This is a genomic window from Allobosea minatitlanensis, from assembly GCF_964020775.1.
Genome location: NZ_OZ224509.1, coordinates 268,966 through 290,178, shown reverse-complemented (window position 1 = coordinate 290,178; position 21,213 = coordinate 268,966). Strand labels below are relative to the sequence as shown.

At 68.5% G+C, this 21,213-nt stretch carries 16 protein-coding genes; 10 read left to right on the top strand and 6 right to left on the bottom strand.

The features are described from left to right. Positions 1-38 precede the first annotated feature (38 nt). The 3 genes from ACWH43_RS01400 to ACWH43_RS01390 all read left to right on the top strand — a co-directional run bounded on the left by ACWH43_RS01400 (position 39) and on the right by ACWH43_RS01390 (position 3,905). Positions 39-1,049, top strand: coding sequence for an extracellular solute-binding protein (locus ACWH43_RS01400; RefSeq protein ID WP_158446855.1), 1,011 nt, complete (start codon positions 39-41; stop codon positions 1,047-1,049). An 82-nt stretch (positions 1,050-1,131) separates the two neighbouring features. Beyond that, positions 1,132-2,214, top strand: a complete 1,083-nt coding sequence (locus tag ACWH43_RS01395; RefSeq protein WP_158446854.1) for an ABC transporter ATP-binding protein — start codon at positions 1,132-1,134, stop codon at positions 2,212-2,214. Then, the gene (locus tag ACWH43_RS01390; protein ID WP_158446853.1) at positions 2,214-3,905 is read left to right on the top strand and encodes an ABC transporter permease; all 1,692 of its coding nucleotides are present in this window, start codon (positions 2,214-2,216) and stop codon (positions 3,903-3,905) included. The genes ACWH43_RS01395 and ACWH43_RS01390 overlap by 1 nt, the downstream gene beginning before the upstream one ends. A gap of 359 nt (positions 3,906-4,264) precedes the next feature. Here ACWH43_RS01390 and ACWH43_RS01385 read toward each other — a convergent pair whose 3' ends face one another. Genes ACWH43_RS01385 through ACWH43_RS01370 form a run of 4 tightly spaced genes read right to left on the bottom strand, consistent with a single transcriptional unit; the run spans position 4,265 to position 8,271 of the window. Next, positions 4,265-4,657 (bottom strand): amidase family protein, encoded by a 393-nt coding sequence (locus ACWH43_RS01385; protein ID WP_260348201.1) that lies wholly within the window; start codon positions 4,655-4,657, stop codon positions 4,265-4,267. Continuing rightward, positions 4,635-6,032, bottom strand: coding sequence for a flagellar biosynthesis protein FlgA (locus ACWH43_RS01380; RefSeq protein WP_158446851.1), 1,398 nt, complete (start codon positions 6,030-6,032; stop codon positions 4,635-4,637). The genes ACWH43_RS01385 and ACWH43_RS01380 overlap by 23 nt, the downstream gene beginning before the upstream one ends. After that, the gene (locus ACWH43_RS01375) at positions 6,029-6,979 is read right to left on the bottom strand and encodes an amidohydrolase family protein (RefSeq protein WP_158446850.1); all 951 of its coding nucleotides are present in this window, start codon (positions 6,977-6,979) and stop codon (positions 6,029-6,031) included. The genes ACWH43_RS01380 and ACWH43_RS01375 overlap by 4 nt, the downstream gene beginning before the upstream one ends. After that, positions 6,976-8,271: an MFS transporter gene (locus ACWH43_RS01370; RefSeq protein WP_158446849.1), complete on the bottom strand. Its 1,296-nt coding sequence runs from the start codon at positions 8,269-8,271 to the stop codon at positions 6,976-6,978. Before ACWH43_RS01370 ends, ACWH43_RS01375 begins: the two co-directional genes overlap by 4 nt. Positions 8,272-8,449: 178 nt before the next feature. On the opposite strand from ACWH43_RS01370, the gene ACWH43_RS01365 reads away from it, so the two are divergent. Beyond that, complete coding sequence (locus tag ACWH43_RS01365; protein WP_260348202.1) at positions 8,450-9,193, top strand: GntR family transcriptional regulator; 744 nt, start codon at positions 8,450-8,452, stop codon at positions 9,191-9,193. A gap of 125 nt (positions 9,194-9,318) precedes the next feature. Here ACWH43_RS01365 and ACWH43_RS01360 read toward each other — a convergent pair whose 3' ends face one another. Next, positions 9,319-11,487 (bottom strand): TonB-dependent receptor, encoded by a 2,169-nt coding sequence (locus ACWH43_RS01360; protein ID WP_260348203.1) that lies wholly within the window; start codon positions 11,485-11,487, stop codon positions 9,319-9,321. A gap of 134 nt (positions 11,488-11,621) precedes the next feature. Next, a complete protein-coding gene (locus ACWH43_RS01355) occupies positions 11,622-12,617 on the bottom strand; it encodes a helix-turn-helix transcriptional regulator (protein ID WP_158446746.1) in 996 nt (331 codons plus the stop codon). Between the two features lie 283 nt (positions 12,618-12,900). Here ACWH43_RS01355 and ACWH43_RS01350 point away from each other — a divergent pair, with 283 nt between their 5' ends. The 6 genes from ACWH43_RS01350 to ccoP all read left to right on the top strand — a co-directional run bounded on the left by ACWH43_RS01350 (position 12,901) and on the right by ccoP (position 21,178). Beyond that, complete coding sequence (locus ACWH43_RS01350; RefSeq protein WP_260348204.1) at positions 12,901-15,441, top strand: ABC transporter ATP-binding protein/permease; 2,541 nt, start codon at positions 12,901-12,903, stop codon at positions 15,439-15,441. Then, entirely contained in the window at positions 15,438-17,159 is a 1,722-nt protein-coding gene (locus ACWH43_RS01345) for an ABC transporter ATP-binding protein (RefSeq protein ID WP_158447083.1), read from the top strand. Before ACWH43_RS01350 ends, ACWH43_RS01345 begins: the two co-directional genes overlap by 4 nt. Before the next feature lie 621 nt (positions 17,160-17,780). Next, positions 17,781-19,403 (top strand): cytochrome-c oxidase, cbb3-type subunit I, encoded by a 1,623-nt coding sequence (ccoN, locus tag ACWH43_RS01340; RefSeq protein ID WP_158446108.1) that lies wholly within the window; start codon positions 17,781-17,783, stop codon positions 19,401-19,403. A gap of 9 nt (positions 19,404-19,412) precedes the next feature. Beyond that, the gene (ccoO, locus tag ACWH43_RS01335; protein WP_158446095.1) at positions 19,413-20,144 is read left to right on the top strand and encodes a cytochrome-c oxidase, cbb3-type subunit II; all 732 of its coding nucleotides are present in this window, start codon (positions 19,413-19,415) and stop codon (positions 20,142-20,144) included. Positions 20,145-20,154: 10 nt separating this feature from the next. Continuing rightward, positions 20,155-20,307 carry a cbb3-type cytochrome c oxidase subunit 3 gene (locus tag ACWH43_RS01330; protein WP_158446096.1) on the top strand — a complete coding sequence of 51 codons (153 nt, stop codon included), beginning with the start codon at positions 20,155-20,157 and terminating at the stop codon, positions 20,305-20,307. 1 nt (position 20,308) lies between these two features. Next, positions 20,309-21,178: a cytochrome-c oxidase, cbb3-type subunit III gene (gene ccoP, locus ACWH43_RS01325; RefSeq protein WP_158446097.1), complete on the top strand. Its 870-nt coding sequence runs from the start codon at positions 20,309-20,311 to the stop codon at positions 21,176-21,178. The last annotated feature ends 35 nt before the right edge of the window (positions 21,179-21,213 follow it).

The following is a 21,213-nucleotide window of genomic DNA, read 5'->3' as shown; positions in this document are numbered from 1 at the left end:
CGGCGCGCCATACAGAACGAACGCAGCGGAGGGACACCATGAACTCAGTCGTCAAAGCGATCATCGCGGGGGCCGTCGCCTCGCTTGCCCTCGGGGCGGGGGCGCTTGCGCAGGCCCCGGCCACCGAAGGCAATCTCGTCGTCTACGCTTCCCATCCTTCCGAGATGGTCGATCATTTCACCAAGATGTTCGGCGACAAGTACGGCATCCGCGTCACCACCGTGAAGGCGGGCACCGGCGAGCTCCTGAACCGCATCCGCGCCGAGCGCAACCGTCCGGCGGCCGACATCATGTGGGGCGGCTTCTCCGATACCGGCGCCTCCGCGCCCGACCTGTTCGACAAGTACAGCTCGCCCGAACTCGCCGATATCGAACCCAAGATGCTCGATGCCAGCGGCTACAACACGCCGTTTGCCGCGAGCACCATGGTGATCATGTACAACAAGAGCCAGGTGAAGCCCGAACAGGCGCCCAAGACCTGGGCCGATCTCGCCAAGCCGGAATGGAAGGGCAAGATCGTCCATGCCGACCCGTCGAAGTCGAGCTCCGCGCTGGCCGCGCTCAACACCTGGCTGCTGATCTACGGCCGCGACGACAAGGGCTGGGCCATGGTCGAGAACATGACGAAGAACATGAACATCATCCTCAAATCGAGCCTGGTGTTCCAGCAGGTGGGCCGCGGCGAATATCCGCTCGGCGTGACCTATGAGGAAGGCGCGTTCAACTACGTGCTCGCCGGCACCGCCGGCATCGTCTACCCCGCCGACGGGACGCTGCTGGAGCCGGAGGGCATGTTCATCGTCAAGGGCGCGCCGAACCCGAAGGCCTCGAAGCTGTTCGCCGATTTCCTGCTCTCGGCCGAGGCGCAGAAGGAGCTCACCGCCAAGTTCCCGGGCCGGCGGCCGACCCGCAAGGGCACGCAGACCCATGCCGAGATGAAGCCCGCCGCCGAGCTCAAGGTCATCGACTACGACTCGAAATGGGCCGCCTCCAGCCGCGCCGAGGTGCTCGACAGGATGCAGAAGATCATCGTCAGGACGCAGCAATAGACGCTGCCGCCGAGCCGATCCCGGGCGAGGGCACGAGCCCTCGCCCGCCTTTCATGACCAGCGCGACCGACCGGGTTTCCAGATGGCTTCCACCTCCGTCCGCATCGACACGGTGACGAAACGCTACGGCGATTCCATCGCCGTCGACGGCGTCTCCCTCGCTATTGCCAAGGGCGAATTCTTCACCCTGCTCGGCTCGTCGGGCTGCGGAAAGACGACCCTGCTGCGCATCGTCGCCGGCTTCCTGAAGCAGACGGGCGGGCGCGTCCTGTTCGGAGACACATGCATCGACGATCTGGCGCCTCAGCACCGCAATACCGGCATGGTGTTCCAGAGCTACGCGATTTTTCCCCATCTCAGCGTGGTCGACAACATCGCCTACGGGCTGCGCGCCCGCGGCCTCAAGGCCGCCGAGATCAAGCGGAAGGTCGACACCTATCTGGAGCTGACCCGCCTTTCCCATCTCGGCCACCGCAAGCCCCGGGAGCTTTCCGGCGGCCAGCAGCAGCGTGTCGTGCTCGCACGCGCCATGGTGATCGAGCCCGATGTGCTGCTGATGGACGAGCCGCTCTCCAATCTCGACACCGAGATGCGCATCCATCTGCGCACCGAGATCCGCGCCCTGCAGCGCAAGATCGGCGTGACCACGATCTATGTCACGCATGATCAGGAAGAGGCGCTGCTGATGTCGGACCGGATCGCGGTGATGCGCGGCGGCCGGCTGGAGCAGGTCGCCAGCCCGCACGACATCTACAACAGGCCGGCCACGCGCTTCGTGGCGAGCTTCATCGGCGAGAACAACTTCCTGCCGGCGGTGCATCGCGGCGAGGCCGGCCCCGGCCATGTCCGCCTCGAACTGCCGGGCGGCCAGTTCACGGCAAAGCTGCGCGGAGACCTGCCCGCCGGCGCGCTGGAAGCGGCTTTTCGCCCGCAGGATATCGAGCTGTGCCCGCCGGATGGCGGCGGCGACGGCCTGGTCGGCACACTGGCGGATATCCAGTTCCTCGGCGGCACCGTGCGCTACGCCGTCGATCTCGGCGGCGGCCACCTCGTCCAGGTCGCGGGCTCGAACCGCTCCGGCGTCGCGCTTCCGGCGATCGGGACCCGCTATCGTCTCGGCGTCTCGCCAGCGGCCATCGCGCTGTTCGCCCCCGAGGTCGCCTGATGAGCGCCTTGACCGATACCGCCGGCCCGCCGCGGCGCGGCGGCCTGGCGCGCCATCTCGGCTTCTGGCCGGTGGTCACGGCGATCGTGTTCGTCCTCATCGCCGGGCTCCTCCTGCTGCCGGTCGCCAATATCGTCGGCGTCAGCCTCTCGGCGGGGGCGAAGACGGGCGGCGTCTTCGAGAACTACGTCAGTTTCTTCTCGGAGCGCTTCTACTACCAGACGCTGCTGAACAGCTTCTGGGTCAGCTTCTGGCCGATGGTCTTCGCCGTCTGCCTCGGCGTTCCGGCCGCCTATTTCGTCAATCGCTACGAGATCTGGGGGCGCGGCTTCGTGCGGGCCGCGGTCGTCCTGACCTTCGTCTCGCCGCCCTTCATCGGCTCCTACTCCTGGGTGGTCCTGTTCGGGCGCAGCGGCGTCCTGACCCAGTTCTTCAGCTCGCTTGGCATCCCGCTGCCCTCGATCTACGGCGCGCCGGGCATCATCTTCGTCTTCACGCTGCAATTCTTCCCCTTCGTCTTCCTGCTCGTCTCCTCGGGCCTGAAATCGATCGACCAGAGCGTCGAAGACGCAGCCCGCAATCTCGGCTCCAGCGAGTTCCGCACCTTCCGGACCGCGATCGCGCCCCTGCTCGTCCCCTCGATCACGACGGGCGCGCTGCTGGTCTTTATCGCCTCCTTCACCGATCTCGGGACCCCGATCATCCTGGGCGAGCGCTTTCGCGTCCTGCCCGTCCTGATCTATGGCGAGTTCGTCAACGAATTCGGCGGCCGCCCGGTCCTCGCCAGCGCGCTCTCGGTGCTGCTCCTGCTGGTCACGACGGCGGCGCTCCTGCTCCAGCGCTGGCTTTCCGCGCGCTTCTCGCATGCGACGGCCGCGATCCGCCCGCTGCAGGTGCAGGAACAGCCTCTGGGCAAGCGCATCGCCGCGACCGCCTTCGTCTTCCTGCTGATCGGCTTCGCGTTGCTGCCGCTGGCGAACATCGTCGTCTCGTCCTTCCTGAAGTCGAACGGGCCGGTCCTGGTCGCGAGCTTCACGCTCGACAACTATGCGCGGATCATGGACCGGCTCGCGCTCCCCCTCTGGAACACGCTGTTCTACACCACCGTCGCCACGCTGCTCTGCGCGCTGGTCGGGACGGCGGTCGCCTATATCATCGTGCGCCGTCCGGGGCCGGTTTCGAGCCTGCTCGATACGGCGGTGATGTTCTCCTATGCGGTCCCGGGCATCGTGCTCGGCGTCGGGCTGGTCGTGACCTATCACGAACCGCCCTTCGCCCTGACCGGGACCGCGGCCATTCTCATCCTGGCCTATTTCATCCGCCGGCTGCCCTTCTCGGTCCGCTCCTCGGTCAGCATGCTCCAGCAGATCTCGCGCGATACCGAGGACGCCTCGATCAATCTCGGCGCCGGCCCGGGCCGGACCTTCCTCAGGATCACCGTGCCCCTGCTGGCGACCGCGATCCTGTCGGGCGCGCTCCTGACCTGGTCGAACACGATCCGCGAGCTCAGCGCGACGCTGATCCTGCAATCGGGAACGACGGCGACGGTCGCGATCGAGATCTTCAATGAAGTCGTGAACGGCAATTTCGGCGTCGCCTCGGCGCTCGGCACGGTGCTCATCCTGCTGACCTTCCTGCCTTTGGTCGTGCTGTTCACATTGCTCGGCAAGAAGGAGGAGGCCCTTGTCTGAGGGCTGGGCGGCCATCTGCGAAGCCGGCATGCGGCAGCGCAGGGGCTGACGCCGGTCCGGAACCTGAAGGCCGGCCGGGAAGGGGCCGCTCTGCCGGGCCCTTCCACTCCGGGCGCAAGCCTCTAATGGAGGGGCCGCGAAGCGCGGCCACCCGGGTTCGGTCGTCGCCAAGCTTCCAAGCAAGGATGAGGCCGTTGCTCACCCGGCAGCGCTGCCACCGGCACGACGCCGCACCCCCGTAAGCCGCGGCGGCTCTCCCGCTTCAGCCCCGCCGCCTCAGGTAACGCGGCTCCCACCGCGGTCCCGACGTCCTTCCGCCGGACGGTTTCGCACCGCGCGGCATGCCGACCGAATGCGCGCTACGGCGCCCAGAGGCTTTCCAACGATCGGGCAGCTTGCAGCAGGGCTCCGTCGCGGTGCGCGTCTGCCACGATTTGCAGCCCGAAACCCGGCGCTCCCTCGGCGACCGGAAGCGAAAGCGCCGGCACGCCCAGAAAGCTGAAAGCCGGCGTATAGGCCCCCAGGCGTGCGTTGAAATCGAGGATGGCGCCCGTATCGCGCCGCTTGTCATATTCGTCGCGCCTCGGTGGCAGAGACGGGCAAGTCGGCAGCAGAATGACGTCGACCTGCGAAAAAACGCTCCGGCTCAACGTCTCGAGATGCGTCTCTCCCATAATTTCAAGGTTGTTCGCTCCCGGCGACTGTTCGCTTCGGGTTTCCCGTTGGCGCTTACCCGGAGCGGTCTGCGGCAAAGAACAGCGCATCCTGCTCGCGGCGCATCCTGTAGAGCGGGGCCGCTTCGTCGATCCCGACATCCGCGAGGGTGACCGGCGCGTTCGCCGGGAGGTCTCGCAGAAGCCTGCGGTTGGCGATGAGATAATAGGGCGCGGGCCTGGCAGGGCCGAGGGGGGCTGCGTCGACCAGCTCCGGCCCGACCCCGTCGATGGTGTGGTGATGCCCCTCGGCCTTGAGCAGCGTGCCCTTCGCCAGCGCCTTCGTCGTCCGCCCGACCAGGTCCACCACCGGCTTCGGGCTGCCGGCCACCGAGACGCCGTTGACGACCGCGTCCAGCATGCTGATCGGCGCCTCGAGGCCGAGCAGATGCCGCGGCAGCCAGAGCATCGCCGCCTTGCCGTTCCGGCTGAGCGTGTGACCCTTGCCGGCCAGGACCTTCCAGGTTTCGGCGTCCTCGCAGCGCACGACGATGAAGACGCCGCCGGCGAAGGAGAGATCGCCTTCCGCCCGAAGGCAATTGAAGACATCGAGCCGCCGCTCGCCGCCCAGCAGGCCGCCATCGGCGCCGGTCGAAAAGATATCGGCGACCTCGACGATGCGCGCGATCGGCGCGTGGAAGGAAGCGACGTCGGGCTTCAATCCGGTCGCATTGGCGACCACCGCCATCTCGCACAGATCCGGCACCGCGAGCTGGGGCAAGGCCGCAGCCAGGCGGGAGCGCATCGCCAGCGTGTCGCGCAGCCCCTCCGCGCCGATCTCCCAGAGCCGCGCAAAGCCCGGCACCGGCGCCTGGCGGCTCTCGCTGCGCATGAGCTCGGCCGTCGCGTCGAAGACGAAGTCGTACTCGCTCGATTTGCCGGCCGCGATGATCGGCAGGCCGAGCGTTTCCGCCCAGGTCACCAGCCCGATGAGCAGCGCCGGCTGATCGCCGTCGACGGTGGTGCAGACGAGGTTGCGGTCGCGCGCCATCCTCGCGAGATAGGGGCCGACGACGGAATCGGTTTCCTTCGTCACCAGCGCGACATGCTTGCCCGCCTCGAGGCTCGCCCGCGCATGGACGGCGCCCGCCTCCGGATGGCCGCTGGCTTCGACGACGATGTCGACCGGCAGGCCCAGGACCACGTCGAGCGACCCGGCGGCCACCAGCTTGCCCGCCTCCCAGGCTGCGGCGGCTTCGCCGGCGCTGCCGCACAGCGCGATGCGCGCCGCTGCGCTGCCCGTTGCGGCGAAGGCGGCCGCGGCCTGCTCGGCCGTCAGATCGACCGCGACGCGGACATTCATCAGGGGCATCCGGGCGCCCTGCCCGAGCAGGGAGCGCCCGAAGGCGCCCGCCCCGATCAAGGCGACTTCAATCGGGCGCGTGGCCTTGGCGAAACGCTGATGGCTGTTCATGCGGTCGGCATTCCACGGTTGGCGTCGGAGAGTTCGGGGCGGTAGATGCGCAAGCCGGTCTCCCAGAACATCGCCCTTTGCTCGGCCGGGCTCCAGGACGAGGCGATCCGGCGAAAGCCGTCGAAGATCTCGCCGAAGCTGGCGCACAGCCCGTCCACCGGGAAGTTCGACCCGAACATCACGCGCTGCGGGCCGAACAGCCGCAGAATCGTGGCGACAACCTCGGCATTGTCGTCGACCGACCAGGCGCGCCCCGGAAGGCACAGGCCCGAGATCTTCACGACGACGTTCGGCCGCGCCGCCAGCGCCTCCATGCCCGCACGCCAGCCCGCCAGCGTCTCCGGCGAACGATCGCCCGGGACGCCGGCATGGTTCACGATCAGCGTGGTGCGCGGAAAGTCGCGGGCCAGCTCGGCCGCCTCGGCCAGGTTCCACCACGGCGTCTGCAGGTCGAAATGCAGGCCGTGGCGCTCGAGCAGCGCATAGCCGGAGCGCCAGCGCTCGTCGGACATCAGCGTCCGGCGGCCCGCCGCGACCTCCGCCGGAGAGGCCGCCCCTTCCGGCTTGTGGCGCACGCTGCGCACCAGGCCGAAGGCCGCCTGCCCGGCCAGGACCTCGCCGGCATCGTCGCGATGCAGCCAGGCCTGGGCGACGATCGCGTTCGGCAGGCCGTGTTCCCGCGCCAGCCCGCTGACATAGCGGGTCTCGCCGAGGGGATCGGCCGGGTCCCACTCCGCCTCGACATAGACGGTCGCGGCGATGTTCACGCCCTCGGCGTCGCGCCGGTAGTCGGCCGGCAGGTAGTCGCGCTTGACCGGCGTGTAGTCGCCATAGCGATGCGGGACGAGCAGCGCGCCGGAAAGCCAGGGGTAATTGTGCTTCCGCGGTTCCCAGACATGGTGATGGGCGTCGATGATCGGCCCGGTGTAGAGCTCGGCCCCGCTCATGCCGCGGCCCTCCCGGCGGCGGCCTGCGCCGGACGGAAATCGATCAGCAGCGAGCCGATCAGATAGACCACGGCGCAGCCGGTGAAATAGGTGATGACCGCATCGAAGCCGCCGGTCCACTGCACCAGGAACCCGATCAGGATCGGCGCCGCGATGCCGCTCGAGGTTCCGGCGAAGTTCATCACGCCGCCGACCAGGCCGATGCGCTCGCGCGGCGCCAGCATGGCGGGGATCGTCCAGTAGAGGCTGCCGAAGAAGTGGAAGAGCACGGTCACCGCGAGCAGCGCCACCGCGGTCACCGCGTCGCTGACATAGGGCAGGGCCAGCAGGCCGCCGAGCGCGACGAGGCCGGACAGGCCGAACAGCACCTTGAAGGCGAGGTCGCGCGGCAGATGCTTCTGGAGCCAGTCGGCGAGGGTGCCGGCGAAAACGGCGCCGACCGCGCCCGCGGCGAAGATGACGAAGGTCGCGTAGCCCATCGCCTTCAGGTCGAAGCCGCGCGCCGAGGACAGATAGTTCGGCCCCCAGGTCACCAGCCCGAAGAAGATCATCGTCCAACCGATCCGGCCGACGATCATCGCCGCGAAGGTCCGCCCCGACATCCGGCGCTTGCCATCGTCATCGGCGACGGCCTCGCTCTTGGCCGCGATGACCGCGAGCTCGGCCGGATTCACCTCCGGGTGCTCGTCCGGCCGGTTGCGCAACTGCCAGATCACATAGGCGCCGAACAGCAGCGTCAGGACGCCGACGCAGAGGAAGGCGAGCCGCCAGGAATCGAAGAAGACGATCAGCGAGGAGATGATGAGGCCGCCGAAGGCGGAGCCCAGCGGCGCGCCGGAATCGATCAGGGTGATTCCGCGCGACCGCTCGGTCGGCGGCAGCCAGGCGGCGACCAGCTTGCTCGCCGTCGGCATATAGGGCGCCTCGAACACGCCCAGGCCGATGCGGGTGAGCATCATCGAAATGCCGCCGACCGCGGCCGCCGCGAGGCATTGGAACGAGCCCCACAGGGCGGTAGACCAGCCGAGGACGCGCCGGCCGCCCCAGCGGTCCGCCGCCCAGCCACCGGGAATCTGGAAGCCGCAATAGGTCCAGAAGAACGCGGAAAGGATCAGCCCTTGCATCGCCGGCGAAAGCTCGAATTCCTTGCCGATGACGGGCAGGCCGACGGAAAGGGCGATGCGGTCGATGCAGTTGATCGTGTAGAGCACGAACATCAGCGCGACGACGCGCCAGCGGATGTTCGACGGCTTGGCGCCTGCGGACGCGGTTGAGGTGAAGGTCGTTGCCACTGACATAAGCTCCCATGCCTCGCGGGTTGCGGTCCCAGAGGGCAGTTTTGGTATACCAACATAAGGCAGGAACCGATGAAGCCGTCAAGGAATCAAATAAATCATTGTTTTTATTCGAATTTATCCCACACAGATTATTGTAAGCCACATCATTTTGGTATTCCAACGAGCCTGAACCATGGGCGAGCGGGATAACGGGCGGCGCGGCATGACCCATGTCGAACAAGGCATCGCAGCTCCGCCGGCGGCGCTCCTGTCCGAGACGATCGCCGACCGATTGCGGGATCTGATCGTCACGGAGGAGCTCCCGGCCGGGACCCCCCTGCGCGAACGGGCCCTGGCGGAACGGCTGGGCGTCTCGCGAACCCCTCTGCGCGACGCGCTGAAGGCGCTGGCGGGCGAGGGGCTCGTCGATCTCCAGCCCAACAGGGGCGCGGTGGTCGCCACGCTCTCCGAGGCGCTCATTGCCGAGAAGCTCGGCGTTCTCGCCGTCCTCGAGGGCTATGCCGGAGAGCTGGCGGCCGTCCGGGCTAGCGACGCCGAAATCGCGGAAATCTCCGCATTGCAGCACGAGCTCATGGCGGCCTTCGCCCGGCGCGATCGCGCCGCCTATTTCCGGCTGAACCAGGCGATCCACCACGCCTTCCTGGAAGCGGCCGGCAACGGCACGCTGACGGCGCTGCATTCCCGGTTGAACCACCAGCTCTTCCGCTATCGCTGGCAAGGCAGCGCCGATATTTCGCTATGGCAGACGGCCATCGCCGAGCATGCCCAACTGCTCGAGCTGCTGACGAAGCGCGACGGCCGGGCCCTTGCGGTCGCGCTGCGCGACCATGTCGGCAGCACCTGGAGGCAAATGCATCTGCGCCGGACCGATCCCGGGCAGGACGGGCCGCCGGACGCGGCCGACGGGCGCGGCTGAGAGCGCCGGCGCGCTCCGGCCGCGCGGCTCCGGGGGCTCCGGCCAAGCCGCGGCCGGAAGCGGCGAGACAGGGCTTCCGCGTCGCCGCCCCGATGCGGAGGCGGCCGGTCCGGCGACGCGGCCTCCTACCAGGTGACGGAGGTTCCGACGCCGATGACGCGCCCGCGCCCGACATAGGCCACCGTGGCGCCGGGCGCGTAGCTGAAGCTGTAGGAGAGCGGGCGCTCGTCCAGCAGGTTACGGCCGAAGGCGTAGACCTTCACAGTGTCGTTCTCCCAGCCGATCTGGCCGTTGACGATGTTGTACGCCTCCATCTTGGCGCCCTGGCTGTTCTGCACGTCGGCATAGCGGCTGCCGACGAACTGGTAGTCGGCCTTGACGGTGAAATAGCCCGGCAGGCCGACCGCGCCCGCGGCGACGCGGTACGACAGGCCGATATTGGCGGTGAAGGCCGGCACCTGCGGCACCTCGTTGCCGGCGTTGACGCCGCTCAGCAGCGAGGCCAGCGTCACGTCGACGATGCGGGACTTGATCCAGGCGCCGCCCGCGGTGAGCTCGAGCCCTTCCGCCAGCCGGGCATTGAGGCTGCCCTCGACGCCGTAGCTGCGGAAGGCCTGGTTGGTCAAGAAGGGCAGGAAGGTCGCGGGGTCGACGCCGGTGAGCTGGCCGTCCTTGACGTCGTTGTAGAACAGGGCGCCGCTCAGCCGCACGCCATCGGCGATCTCGGCCTTGGTGCCGAGCTCGTAGGTCCAGGACTTCGCCGGGCGGAACGGCGTCGAGAGCATGCCGAAGCCGGCATAGGAGGTGGTCTTCTCGAAGCCGCCCGAGGCATAGCCGCGCGCCGCCGAGACATAGCTCATCACCTTGTCGTTCCAGTGGTAGGACAGGGCGAGGCGGCCGGTCAGATAGGTGTCGTCGAAGCTGTTGCGCTGCGTGAGCGACGGGACCGTGCCGGGATAGCCGTTGGTGAGGTAGTTGCCGCGCAGCTTCTGCCGGTCGTGGGCGATGCGCAGCCCGCCCGAGAGGTCGAAGCCATGGCCGATCGGCACGGTCGCATCGGCGAAGGCGGCGATGGTCTCGCTCGCGATCTTGTTGTCGAAATGGCCGTTCAGCGTCGGCGAATAGGCCGTGCCGGCGTCGCGCTTCGTCTGATAGTCGGACCGGAAGTAGCTGGCGCCGACCACCCACTGGATCGGCGAGCCCTCATGCGAGTTCAGCCGCAGCTCCTGGTTGAAGATGTGCTCGCGATCCTCGAAATGGATCTTGTCCGTGTAGGGATTGTTGAAGATGAAGGCCGGCAGCCCGGTCGCGCGGCTGAACAGCATCGAATCGGTGAAGTCGCCGCGATTGGTGAGCGAGACGTCCTGGTAGCTCGTGGTCGAGGTCAGGATGAAGGGCGCGAAGCGCTTGGTGATCTTCAGCGAGCCGCTGGCGATCTCCTGCTGGTTGCTCGGCCGGATATCGGCGCTGCTGGTCGGGAAATGCGCCTGCTCCCGCAGGATGAAGGCGGAGTTGGTCCGCCGGTCCCGGTTGTAGTTGCCGGTCAGGTCGATGGTCAGGCTGTCATCGGGCGTGAAGCGCAGCGTGCCGCGCGCGGCGCTGAGACGCGCGCCGTTCTCGCGCCCGCCCACGATGATGTTCGGGATGTCGCCATTGTAGTTCTGCACGCGGATGGCGGCGCGGCCGGCGAGCTTGTCCTCGATCAGCCAGCCGCCCACCGTGCCCTGCACGAAGCCGTAGCCATGGCTGCCGCCCTCGGCGTCGATCTTGAACACGCGCTTGCCGTCGGCGGGAGCGCTGACCACGTTAATCGCGCCGGCGAAGGCGTTGCGGCCGAAGGTGGTGCCCTGCGGGCCGCGCAGCACCTCGATATGGTCGACGTCGAGAAAGGGCGCGCCGATGGCGGAGAGCGTCGTCGGCACGCCGTCCACCGAAAGACCGATCACGCTGTCGAGCGAGTTGAGCGCCGTGCCGAGCGTGCCGACGCCGCGCATCGTCATGTAGCTCTCGCCGAAGCGGCCGAAATCCATGAAGTTGGTGCCGGGCGACTGGCGCGCCACATCCGCGACCGCGTCGAGCGAGGATGGCGGCACCGCCTCCGGCGTCAGGACGGTCGTCGCCATCGGCAGGTTCGCATCGGCCTGCGGGCGCTTGGTGGCCGTGATGGTGATGGTGTCGAGCTCGATCGTTCCGCCGGTCGCCTGCGCCTGCGCCGCGCCCGACAGCCCGATATGGGCGGCGATCAGCGCCATCGCCGTACCGCCCACCCATCTTGCCCGAACAGCCCCATTCATCGTCGTCATCCCGGATTCGCGAACCTCAGCGACCAATACAGGCGCGACGCCGGCGACCGCCATGGCGGGACTGTCGTTCGAACGCGAAAAACATTCGCGAAAACAAATATATATTAGAGCGCTTCCAGAGTTCTCTAGGCGCCTTTACCTTGCCTGATCTCGGAGCGCGGCGAGCAGCCGAAGTATTTCCGGTAGGCGGCACTGAAGGCGGACGGGCGCGAGAAGCCGACGCGATGCGCGGCCTCGGCCACGCCCAGCCCATGCTCCTGCAGCAGGACACGCGCCATCAGCAGCCTCTGGTCGCGGACATGGCCGAAGATCGTGGTGCCGAACACGGCCTTGAAATTGGTCTGCAGCGTCGTGACGTTGACGCCGACGCGGCGCGCGAGCTGCAGGCTCGTCGGCGTGTTCACCAGGTCGGAATCGAGGATCTCGCGCGCTTCCAGCACCCGCTCGTACTGGCGCCGCCCCATCAGCGCGATCATGCGGCGTTCCCGCTTGAGGAGCTCCGCGACCTCGACGACATAGGACAGGGCGTTGCTTTCCAGGAAAAGCTCTCCGAGCTGGCCGCGATAGGGATGCTCGTGGCACAGGCGGGCGATCTCCAGCAGTCGGGCCGAGCGCGCCAGCGTCTCCATCCGGAATTCGCCGGTGACGAGCTCCTGCAGCGTCGCCAGCCCGTCATCCGCCAGGTCGTCTCCGAAACGCGCGAAGAAGGCCGGCTTCAGGAAGAAGCCGGCGGTCAGGAAGCGCTGGCCGCTGACGACGGGGCTGCGATAGCGCATCGGCACGCCGAACCCCATCAGATGGACCCGTTCGGGGCAGCGCGTGACGCGCCCGTAGCCGATCACCTCGGTCTCGGTGGTGCAGCCCTTCAGCATGACGCCGCAGAGCAGGGTCGGCTCGATATCGACGGTGAGGTCCTGGTTCGTGACATAGGTGATGTCGCTCGCCGTCACCGTCAGCCCGGGCTGCACCTCATGGGCCAGCAGGCGCCCGGTATAGAGCGGCGTGTCGAGCTCGCGCGGCGAGACGTCGACCGGCTGGGCCCCGAGCGAGAAGGCGGCGCCGAGGCGAACGATATCCGATGCCGTCATGCCGCCTGAGGGGATCAGATTCTGCAAGGCCATGGTAGCGCAAGGTCTTTCTTGATTAAGAACAGTTCCATCCTAGCGTATTCTCCAAGCAGCCTACCTCATTTTGGCGCATCGTGAAAATAGTCAATCGTGAAAAAGAGGCAAAACCCAGTCTTTCCCACCGTCTATTATTTGCGTTTACGATTGCCGGGGCCGACGCCGCCTGATTTGACAGGGCCAGCCGGGCTGTGCACCCAGCGACCGGCATTTGGAGGCAGTCGTGGCCGGTGGTTTTCAGAAGACGATGATGAAGGCCTTCGGGGCCACGGATCATCTCATGACCGTCGTTTCGGTCACGGACATCACGCCGGGCTTCCGGCGCATCCGCTTTTCGGCCCCGACGATGATCGACGGCCGCGAGACGCCGACGGCGAGCTATATCCGGCTCTGGGCGCCCGACCCGGCCGAGCCGGGCAAGGTGCACCAGCGCGGCTATACGCTGGTCGAGCCCGACGCGACGACGGGAGAGGTCAGCTTCGACTTCGTGCTGCACGAGCCGATGGGCCCGGCCTCGGGCTGGGCGGCGGCGGCGAAGCCGGGCGACACCATCGCCGCCTCCTACTACATGTTCCACAAATTCGACCCGCCGGAGGACCCGGAGGGCTACCTGCTGATGGGCGATCCCGCCGCGATCCCGGCGATCAACGCCATCCTCGGCGTGCTGCCGCCGGAGGCGCAGGTCGTGGTGATCCTCCAGGCGCATGCGCCCGACGACGCGCTGATCCCGATCGGGAAGCATCCCGGAGCCGAGGTGATCTGGACCGGCCCCGGCACCGGCGCCCTCGCGGCCGCCGTGCCGGTGCGCGACTGGTCGAACTGGTACGCCTGGTGCGCCGCCGAGAACGCCGCGATCAAGGAATTGCGCGCCGCGCTCAACCGCGTCCACGGCTTTCCGCTCAGCGACATCAAGCATGCCGCCTACTGGATCCGCGGCAAGGCGATGCGGCTGCGCAAGGAGACGAGCGGGCGAACCGACGAGGAGGCCGTCGAGGCGGCTCCCTCCGCATCCGCCGTGCCGTCGACCGCCGCCGCGCCATCGGCCGCCGCCGCGACGCGGTCCGGCCCCGCCCGGCGCCCGCGCTGGCGTTCGCAGGGGGGCGAGGAACTGCTGGCCTCCCTGCGCTGGAAGCTCCGCGCCGCCGGCCTGATGCAGGCGCTGGTCTCGCTGATGCAGCTCGCCCCTCTCCTCCTGATCGCCGAACTCGGCCGGCGGCTCCTGGCCGGCGAGACGCGCTGGGAGGCTCTGGCGCCGCTGATCTTCTGGGCGGTCGGCCTCTTCGGCGCGGCGGCGATGCTGTCGGCCGGGCTGATGCTCTGGCTGCATGCCGTGGATGCCCGCTTCGGCTACACGCTGAGGCTGTCGATCGTCGGCAAGCTGGTGCGGCTGCCGCTCGGCTGGTTCAGCGAGCGCAATGCCGCGGCCGTCCACCAGGCCGTGCAGGAGGATGCCGGACGGCTGCACTACATGGTGACCCATGCCGTGCCCGACATCGTCGCCGGCATCGTCACCCCGCTCGCGGTGATACTCTATCTCTTCACGGTCGATGCCGGCCTCGCGGCGCTGCTCTTCCTGCCGCTGATCGCCTTCGTCGCCCTGCTCAGCCACATGATGCGCGGCGTCGCCGACAAGCTCGCCGCCCATGCCGAGTGGACGAAGCGGGCCACGGCGGCGGCGAGCGCCTTCATCGAGGCCCTGCCGGTCGTGCGCGTCTTCGGCGGCGACGGGCGGGCCGTGCGGGGGGTGCTGGACGGGCAGGCCGCCTTCCTCAACGGCTGGCAGCGCCCCATGGCCGGGCGCAAGGTCGCCTCCCAGCTCGCGATCCAGCCGCCGGCCTTCCTGCTGCTGATCATGGCGGTCGGCTGCTGGCGCGTGGTCTCCGGCGGCCTGGCTCCGGCCGATCTCCTGCCCTTCCTTTTCCTCGGCACGGCCTTCGGCACGCAGATCATGGCGGCGATGTACGGCTTCGTGCCGATGCGCGAGGCCAGGCAGGCGGCGCGGCGCATCGGCAAGCTGCTGGAAGAACGGGAGCTCGACCGCAGCCTCGCCCATCGCGACCTGCCGCCGGGGCCGCTCGGCCTGCGCTTCGACGCGGCGAGCTTCGGCTACCGCCCGCGCAGGCCGGTGCTGCACGGGATCGACCTGCTGCTGGCGCCCGGCACGCTGACGGCGCTGGTCGGCCCGAGCGGCGCCGGCAAGTCGACGCTCGCCGGCCTGCCCGGCCGCTTCCACGACGTCACCTCGGGCGCGGTCCGCATCGTCGCCGGTGCGGAGGAGATCGACATCCGCGAATTGAAGCCGCAGGCGCTGCAACGCGCGGTCGGCTTCGTCTTCCAGGACGTGCGGCTGATCCAGGCCTCGCTGCGCGACAACATCGCGCTCGCCCGCCCGGGCGCGACGATGGCCGAGATCGAGGCGGCCGCCCGCGCCGCGCAGATCCATGAGCGCATCCAGGCCGCGCCGCGCGGCTATGACAGCGTCGTCGGCGAGGATGCGCGCCTTTCGGGCGGCGAGGCGCAGCGTCTTTCCATCGCGCGCGCCCTGCTCGCCGATCCGCCGATCCTGGTGCTGGACGAGGCCACCGCCTTCGCCGATCCGGAATCGGAGCATCTCGTCCAGAAGGCGCTGAGCGCGCTGCTCGGCCAGCGGACCGTCCTGGTCGTGGCGCACCGGCTGCATACCGTGGTGCAGGCGGATTGCATCGCGGTGATGCAGGCCGGCCGCATCGTCCAGCGCGGGCGGCATGCCGAGCTGCTGGCCCGGCCCGGCCTCTATCGCGACCTCTGGCAGGCCGGCGGCGAAACGAGGAAGGCATCATGATCGTCTCCGCCCTGCTTCCGGCGGAGGCCCGCCCCCGCCTCGTGCCCTATCTCCTCTTCGCCGCCGCCGCCGCGATCCTGCGCGCGGCCGCGGCGCTGCTGCTGGTGCCGCTGCTGGGCGAGCTGTTCTCGCCGGATCCGCGCGGCGCCTTGCCCTGGCTCGGCGCCCTCGCGGCGAGCGTCGTCGCCGGCTGGGTGCTGGAGCGCCATCTGGTGATGCGGGCCTTCGATCTCGGCTTCGCGATGATGACCTCGATGAACCGCCGCCTCGTCGACCACCTGCTGGCGGTGCCGATCGGCTGGTTCGGCGCCGAGCGCCAGTCCCAGGCGAAGCGGGCGCTCGCCGGCGCGGTGCCGGAACTGTTCGCCAGCACCGTCAACCTCGCGACCCTTGCCTCGATCAGCGTCATGCTGCCTCCGGCGATCGGCATCGGCCTGCTCTTCGTCGCCTGGCCGCTCGGGCTCGCCGCGCTCGCGGCGGTGCCGCTGCTGTTCGGCGCGCTGCTTCTCGCGGGGCGGCTGCTGCGCCAGGTCGAGGCGGATTACGCCGCCGTCTCGGAAGCCGCCGCAGCCCGCACCGAGGAATTCGCCCGCTCGCAGCTCGTGCTGCGCGCCGCGGGACGCATCGGCGTCGACGGCACGCCGCTCGGCGAGGCCCTCGCGGCGCAGCGCCGCAGCGGCCTGCGCCTGCTCTGGTTCACCGTGCCGGGAACGCTCGTCTTCTCGCTCGCGATGCAGATCACCCTGCTCGCGCTGGTGGCGATGCTGGCCTGGATGTTCGCCAGCGGCATGACCGACGCCGCGCGCACGGTCGCGCTGATCGTCGTGGTGCTGCGCTTCCTGGAGCCGCTCAACACGCTCTCGGAGCTGTTCCCGGCGCTGGAGGGAGCCTATGGCGCCGCGGGCCGCACGCTCGCCATCCTCGACGTGCCGGCCCAGACCAGGCCACAGATCGGCGCCAGGCCGGGGCCGCCGGCGATCGCGTTCACCCATGTCGGCTTCAGCCCGGACGGGCTGCGGGTCCTCGCCGACATCTCCTTCACCGTGCCCGCCGGCAGCACCACCGCGATCGTCGGCCCTTCGGGCGGGGGCAAGAGCACCATCCTGTCGCTGGTCGCGCGGCTCCACGACGCCGATGTCGGCGAGGTCCGCGTCTGCGGCCACGACGTCCGCAGCTACGATCCCGCGACGCTGATGGACCAGCTCGCCATCGTCTTCCAGAACGTCCAGCTCTTCGAAGGCGGCATCGCCGAGAATATCCGCGTCGCCCGGCCGGAGGCCAGCGACGCGGAATTGCACGCCGCGGCCGCGGCTGCCGGCGTCGTCGAGATCGTCGAGCGCCTCGGCGGCTGGGACGCGCCGGTCGGCGAGGGCGGCGCGGCCCTTTCCGGCGGCGAGCGCCAGCGCGTCAGCATCGCCCGCGCCCTCCTGAAGGACGCGCCGATCCTGCTGCTCGACGAGGCGACGAGCGGGCTCGATGCCTTGAACGAGGCCGCGGTGGTGACGGCGCTGAGCCGGTTCGGGCAGCGCACGGTTCTCATCGTGGCGCACCGGCTGGAGACCATCGCCCGCGCCGACCGGATCCTGTTCGTCGAAGAGGGGCGCGTGGTCGAGGCCGGTTCCCGCGATGAGCTGATCGCGGCTGGCGGGCGCTTCGCCGCCTATTGGACGCATCGCCAGGCGGCTCGGAACTGGACCTTCGCCCAGGAACATTCCTGAGCCGCCGAAGGTCAGCGCGCGAAACCCCACCCGCAGGCGGCCCCGGCGTATCGGCGATCGGCAGGGGCGCCCTTCGCGCGCGCCCTGATCAAGCGATCGGCTTGTCCCGGGGACCGCGACCTGCCGCCGAAGCGTCAGCGCCTGTCCTCGGTCTGCCGGCGAACCGCCTGGCGCAAGGCCTCGACGCCGCGCTCCGGCGCCGCACGGTCCTCCGGCGCCATCGCCCCCAGGATCGTCTCAGCCCGCGGCCCTACTCGGCGAAGGCCTGCTGGGACGGCGCCGGCCCCCCGACAAGCCTGGCGCAGGACGGATCATCGGGAGGTAAAACGGCCTCGATCCGGGGCAAGCGCTCCTTGTTGCCGCCGAGCGTCGCCAGTGAAGCCGCTCGCCGCGATAGCCCCGGCGCCCGCCGCGGCAGAGGGCCGCGGCCGCATTCCGCGCAGGTTTGATCTCGATCAAGTCCAGCCTGAGCGCCGGAACTATACCCTCGCGCCCAGGCGGGATCGGAAGGACGGGACATGGGCCCTCTGCGTGAGAGCGCCCTGGCAGTTTGGAAGATCTGACGAAAGGCCGGCACCGCGCGGTGCCGGCCATGAGGCATTTAGGCTTGGGGGCCGCTTCATGAAGCATGGCATAGGGATCGTCCTTTCCGGGGCGCTGGCTTTCATCGCCTTTCTGGGCGCCGCATTCGCGGTCGACGACCTGTTCCGGCAGCATATGTGGATCGTCTTCTTCGTGCTGATCGGCTTCACCGCCCTGCTGATGCGCAACGCCGATTTCGCGCCGGCCTCCCCCGCCGACGAGACGGCCTATCTCGACGAGCCGATCCGCTACGGCGTGATCGCCACCGTGTTCTGGGGCGTCGTCGGCTTCCTCGTCGGCGTGCTGATCGCCTTCCAGCTCGCCTTCCCCGACCTCAATGTCGAGCCCTGGTTCAGTTTCGGCCGCGTCCGCCCGTTGCACACCTCGGCGGTGATCTTCGCGTTCGGCGGCAATGCGCTGATCGCCAGCTCGTTCTACGTCGTGCAGCGCACCTGCCGCACGCGGCTGTTCGGCGGCGACCTCGCCTGGTTCGTGTTCTGGGGCTACCAGCTCTTCATCGTCATGGCCGCCACGGGCTATCTGCTCGGCATCACCCAGTCGCGCGAATACGCCGAGCCCGAATGGTATGTCGATCTCTGGCTCACCATCGTCTGGGTCGCCTATCTCGTCGTCTTCATGGGCACGATCCTGCGGCGCAAGGAGCCGCATATCTACGTGGCCAACTGGTTCTTCATGTCGTTCATCATCACGATCGCCATGCTGCACGTGATCAACAACATGGCGGTGCCGGTCTCGATCTTCGGCGCGAAGAGCTATTCCGCCTTCTCCGGCGTGCAGGATGCGGTCACGCAATGGTGGTACGGCCACAACGCGGTGGCCTTCTTCCTGACCGTGCCCTTCCTGGCCATGATGTATTACTTCGTGCCCAAGCAGGTGAACCGGCCGGTCTATTCCTACCGCCTGTCGATCGTCCATTTCTGGTCGATCATCTTTCTCTACATCTGGGCCGGCCCGCACCATCTGCACTACACGGCCGTGCCCGACTGGGCCCAGACGCTGGGCATGGTCTTCTCGATCATGCTGTGGATGCCCTCCTGGGGCGGCATGATCAACGGGCTGATGACCCTGTCGGGCGCCTGGGACAAGATCCGGACCGACCCGATCGTGCGCCTGATGGTGGCCGCCATCGCCTTCTACGGCATGGCGACCTTCGAGGGGCCGATGCTGTCGATCAAAGCGGTCAACGCGCTCTCGCACTACACCGACTGGACCATCGCCCACGTCCATGCCGGCGCGCTGGGCTGGAACGGCATGATCACCTTCGCCGCCGTCTACTTCCTGACGCCGAAGCTGTGGGGGCGCGAGCGCCTCTACTCGATCCGCATGGTCAACTGGCACTTCTGGCTGGCGACGCTGGGGATCGTCCTCTACGCCGCGGCGATGTGGGTGTCGGGCATCATGCAGGGCCTGATGTGGCGCGAATACGACGAGCAGGGCTTCCTGATCTACTCCTTCGCCGAAACCGTCGCCGCCATGCACCCCTACTACGTCATGCGCGCCACCGGCGGGCTGCTCTACCTCGCCGGCGGCTTCCTGATGGCGTGGAACGTCTACCAGACCATCCGCGGGCGCGTCCGCGACGAGGCGCCGATGGGCAGGGAACAGCCGGTGAGCGGCCTGGCCGCGCAGCCTGCCGAGTGAGTGTGATCCATGTCGATTCTGAAGAACCACGCCAAGCTCGAGAAGAACGCGACGCTGCTGCTGATCGCCTCGCTCGCCGTCGTCACGGTCGGCGGCATCGTCGAAATCGCGCCGCTCTTCTACCTCCAGAACACCGTCGAGAAGGTCGACGGCATGCGGCCCTACACCCCGCTCGAACTGGCCGGGCGCAACATCTACATCCGCGAGGGCTGCTATGCCTGCCACTCGCAGATGATCCGGCCGTTCCGCGACGAGGTCGAGCGCTACGGGCATTACAGCCTGGCCGCCGAGTCGATGTACGACCACTCCTTCCAGTGGGGCTCGAAGCGCACCGGCCCTGACCTCGCCCGCGTCGGGCAGCGCTATTCCAATGAATGGCATGTCCAGCATCTGGTCGAGCCGCGCTCGGTCGTGCCGGAATCGGTCATGCCGAGCTACGCCTTCCTCAAGGACAAGCCGCTCGACACCGCGGGCATCACCGGCCATCTCGTGGCCAATCGCCGGGTCGGCGTCCCCTATACCGACGACATGATCGCCAATGCCGAGTCGGACATGCGGACCCAGGCCGACCCGGACGCCGACGGCAGCGGGCTCGAATCCCGCTATCCCAAGGTCAAGATCGGCAATTTCGACGGCAAGAAGCAGGAGCTGACCGAGATGGACGCGCTGGTCGCCTATCTCCAGATGCTCGGCACGCTGGTCGATTTCTCCACCTATGACGAAACCGCGGGCTATCGCTGAGGGGGCTGCGATGGAGACCTACACCGCCATGCGGCATTTCGCCGACAGTTGGGGCCTGCTGGGCATGGCCCTGTTCTTCGTCGGCGCCGTGATCTTCGCCTTCCGCCCCGGCAGCCGCGCCAAGGCCGACGAGGCCGCCCGCATTCCGCTTCAGGATGACTGAGATGAGCGAAAAGGAAGTCGACCAGGTCACCGGCGTCTCCACGACCGGGCATTCCTGGGACGGGATCAAGGAACTCGACACCCCGATGCCGCGCTGGTGGCTGATCACCTTCTACGCGACCATCGTCTGGGCGCTGGCCTATATGGTCGCCTACCCCGCCTGGCCGCTGCTGCGCACGGCGACGACCGGCCTGCTCGGATATTCCAGCCGGGGCGAGATCAAGAAGGAGCTGAACGCCGCCCAGGAGGCCAAGGCCGGCTATATCGCGGCGATCTCCTCGAAGACGATCGACGAGATCATGGCCGACGACACGCTGCGCAGCTTCGCCGCCGCGGCGGGCGCCGCCGCGTTCAAGGTCAACTGCGTGCAGTGCCACGGCTCGGGCGCGCAGGGCTCGCCGGGCTATCCCAACCTCAACGACGACGAATGGCTCTGGGGCGGCACCGCCAGGGACATCCAGCAGACCATCGCCCACGGCATCCGCTACACCGAGGATCCCGACACCCGGATCTCCGAGATGCCGGCCTTCGGCGGCATGCTCGACTCCCGGCAGATCGCGCAGGTCACCTCCCATGTGCTGTCGCTGTCGGGCAAGGCGGACGGGGCGGCCCCGGCCGATCTCGCCGCCGGCAAGGCGGTGTTCGCCCAGAACTGCGCCGTCTGCCATGGCGAGGCCGGCAAGGGCAATCGCGAGCTCGGCGCCCCGGACCTGACCGACGCCATCTGGCTCTACGGCGCGACCCCGGCGGCGATCGCCGCGCAGATCAGGGCGCCGCGGCACGGCGTCATGCCCGCCTGGGCGGGCCGCCTCGGCGACACGCTCGTCAAGGAGCTGACGGTCTATGTCCACTCGCTCGGGGGCGGCAGGTAGCGGCGCGCGCGAGGCGATCGGGTCCCGCGCGGCCC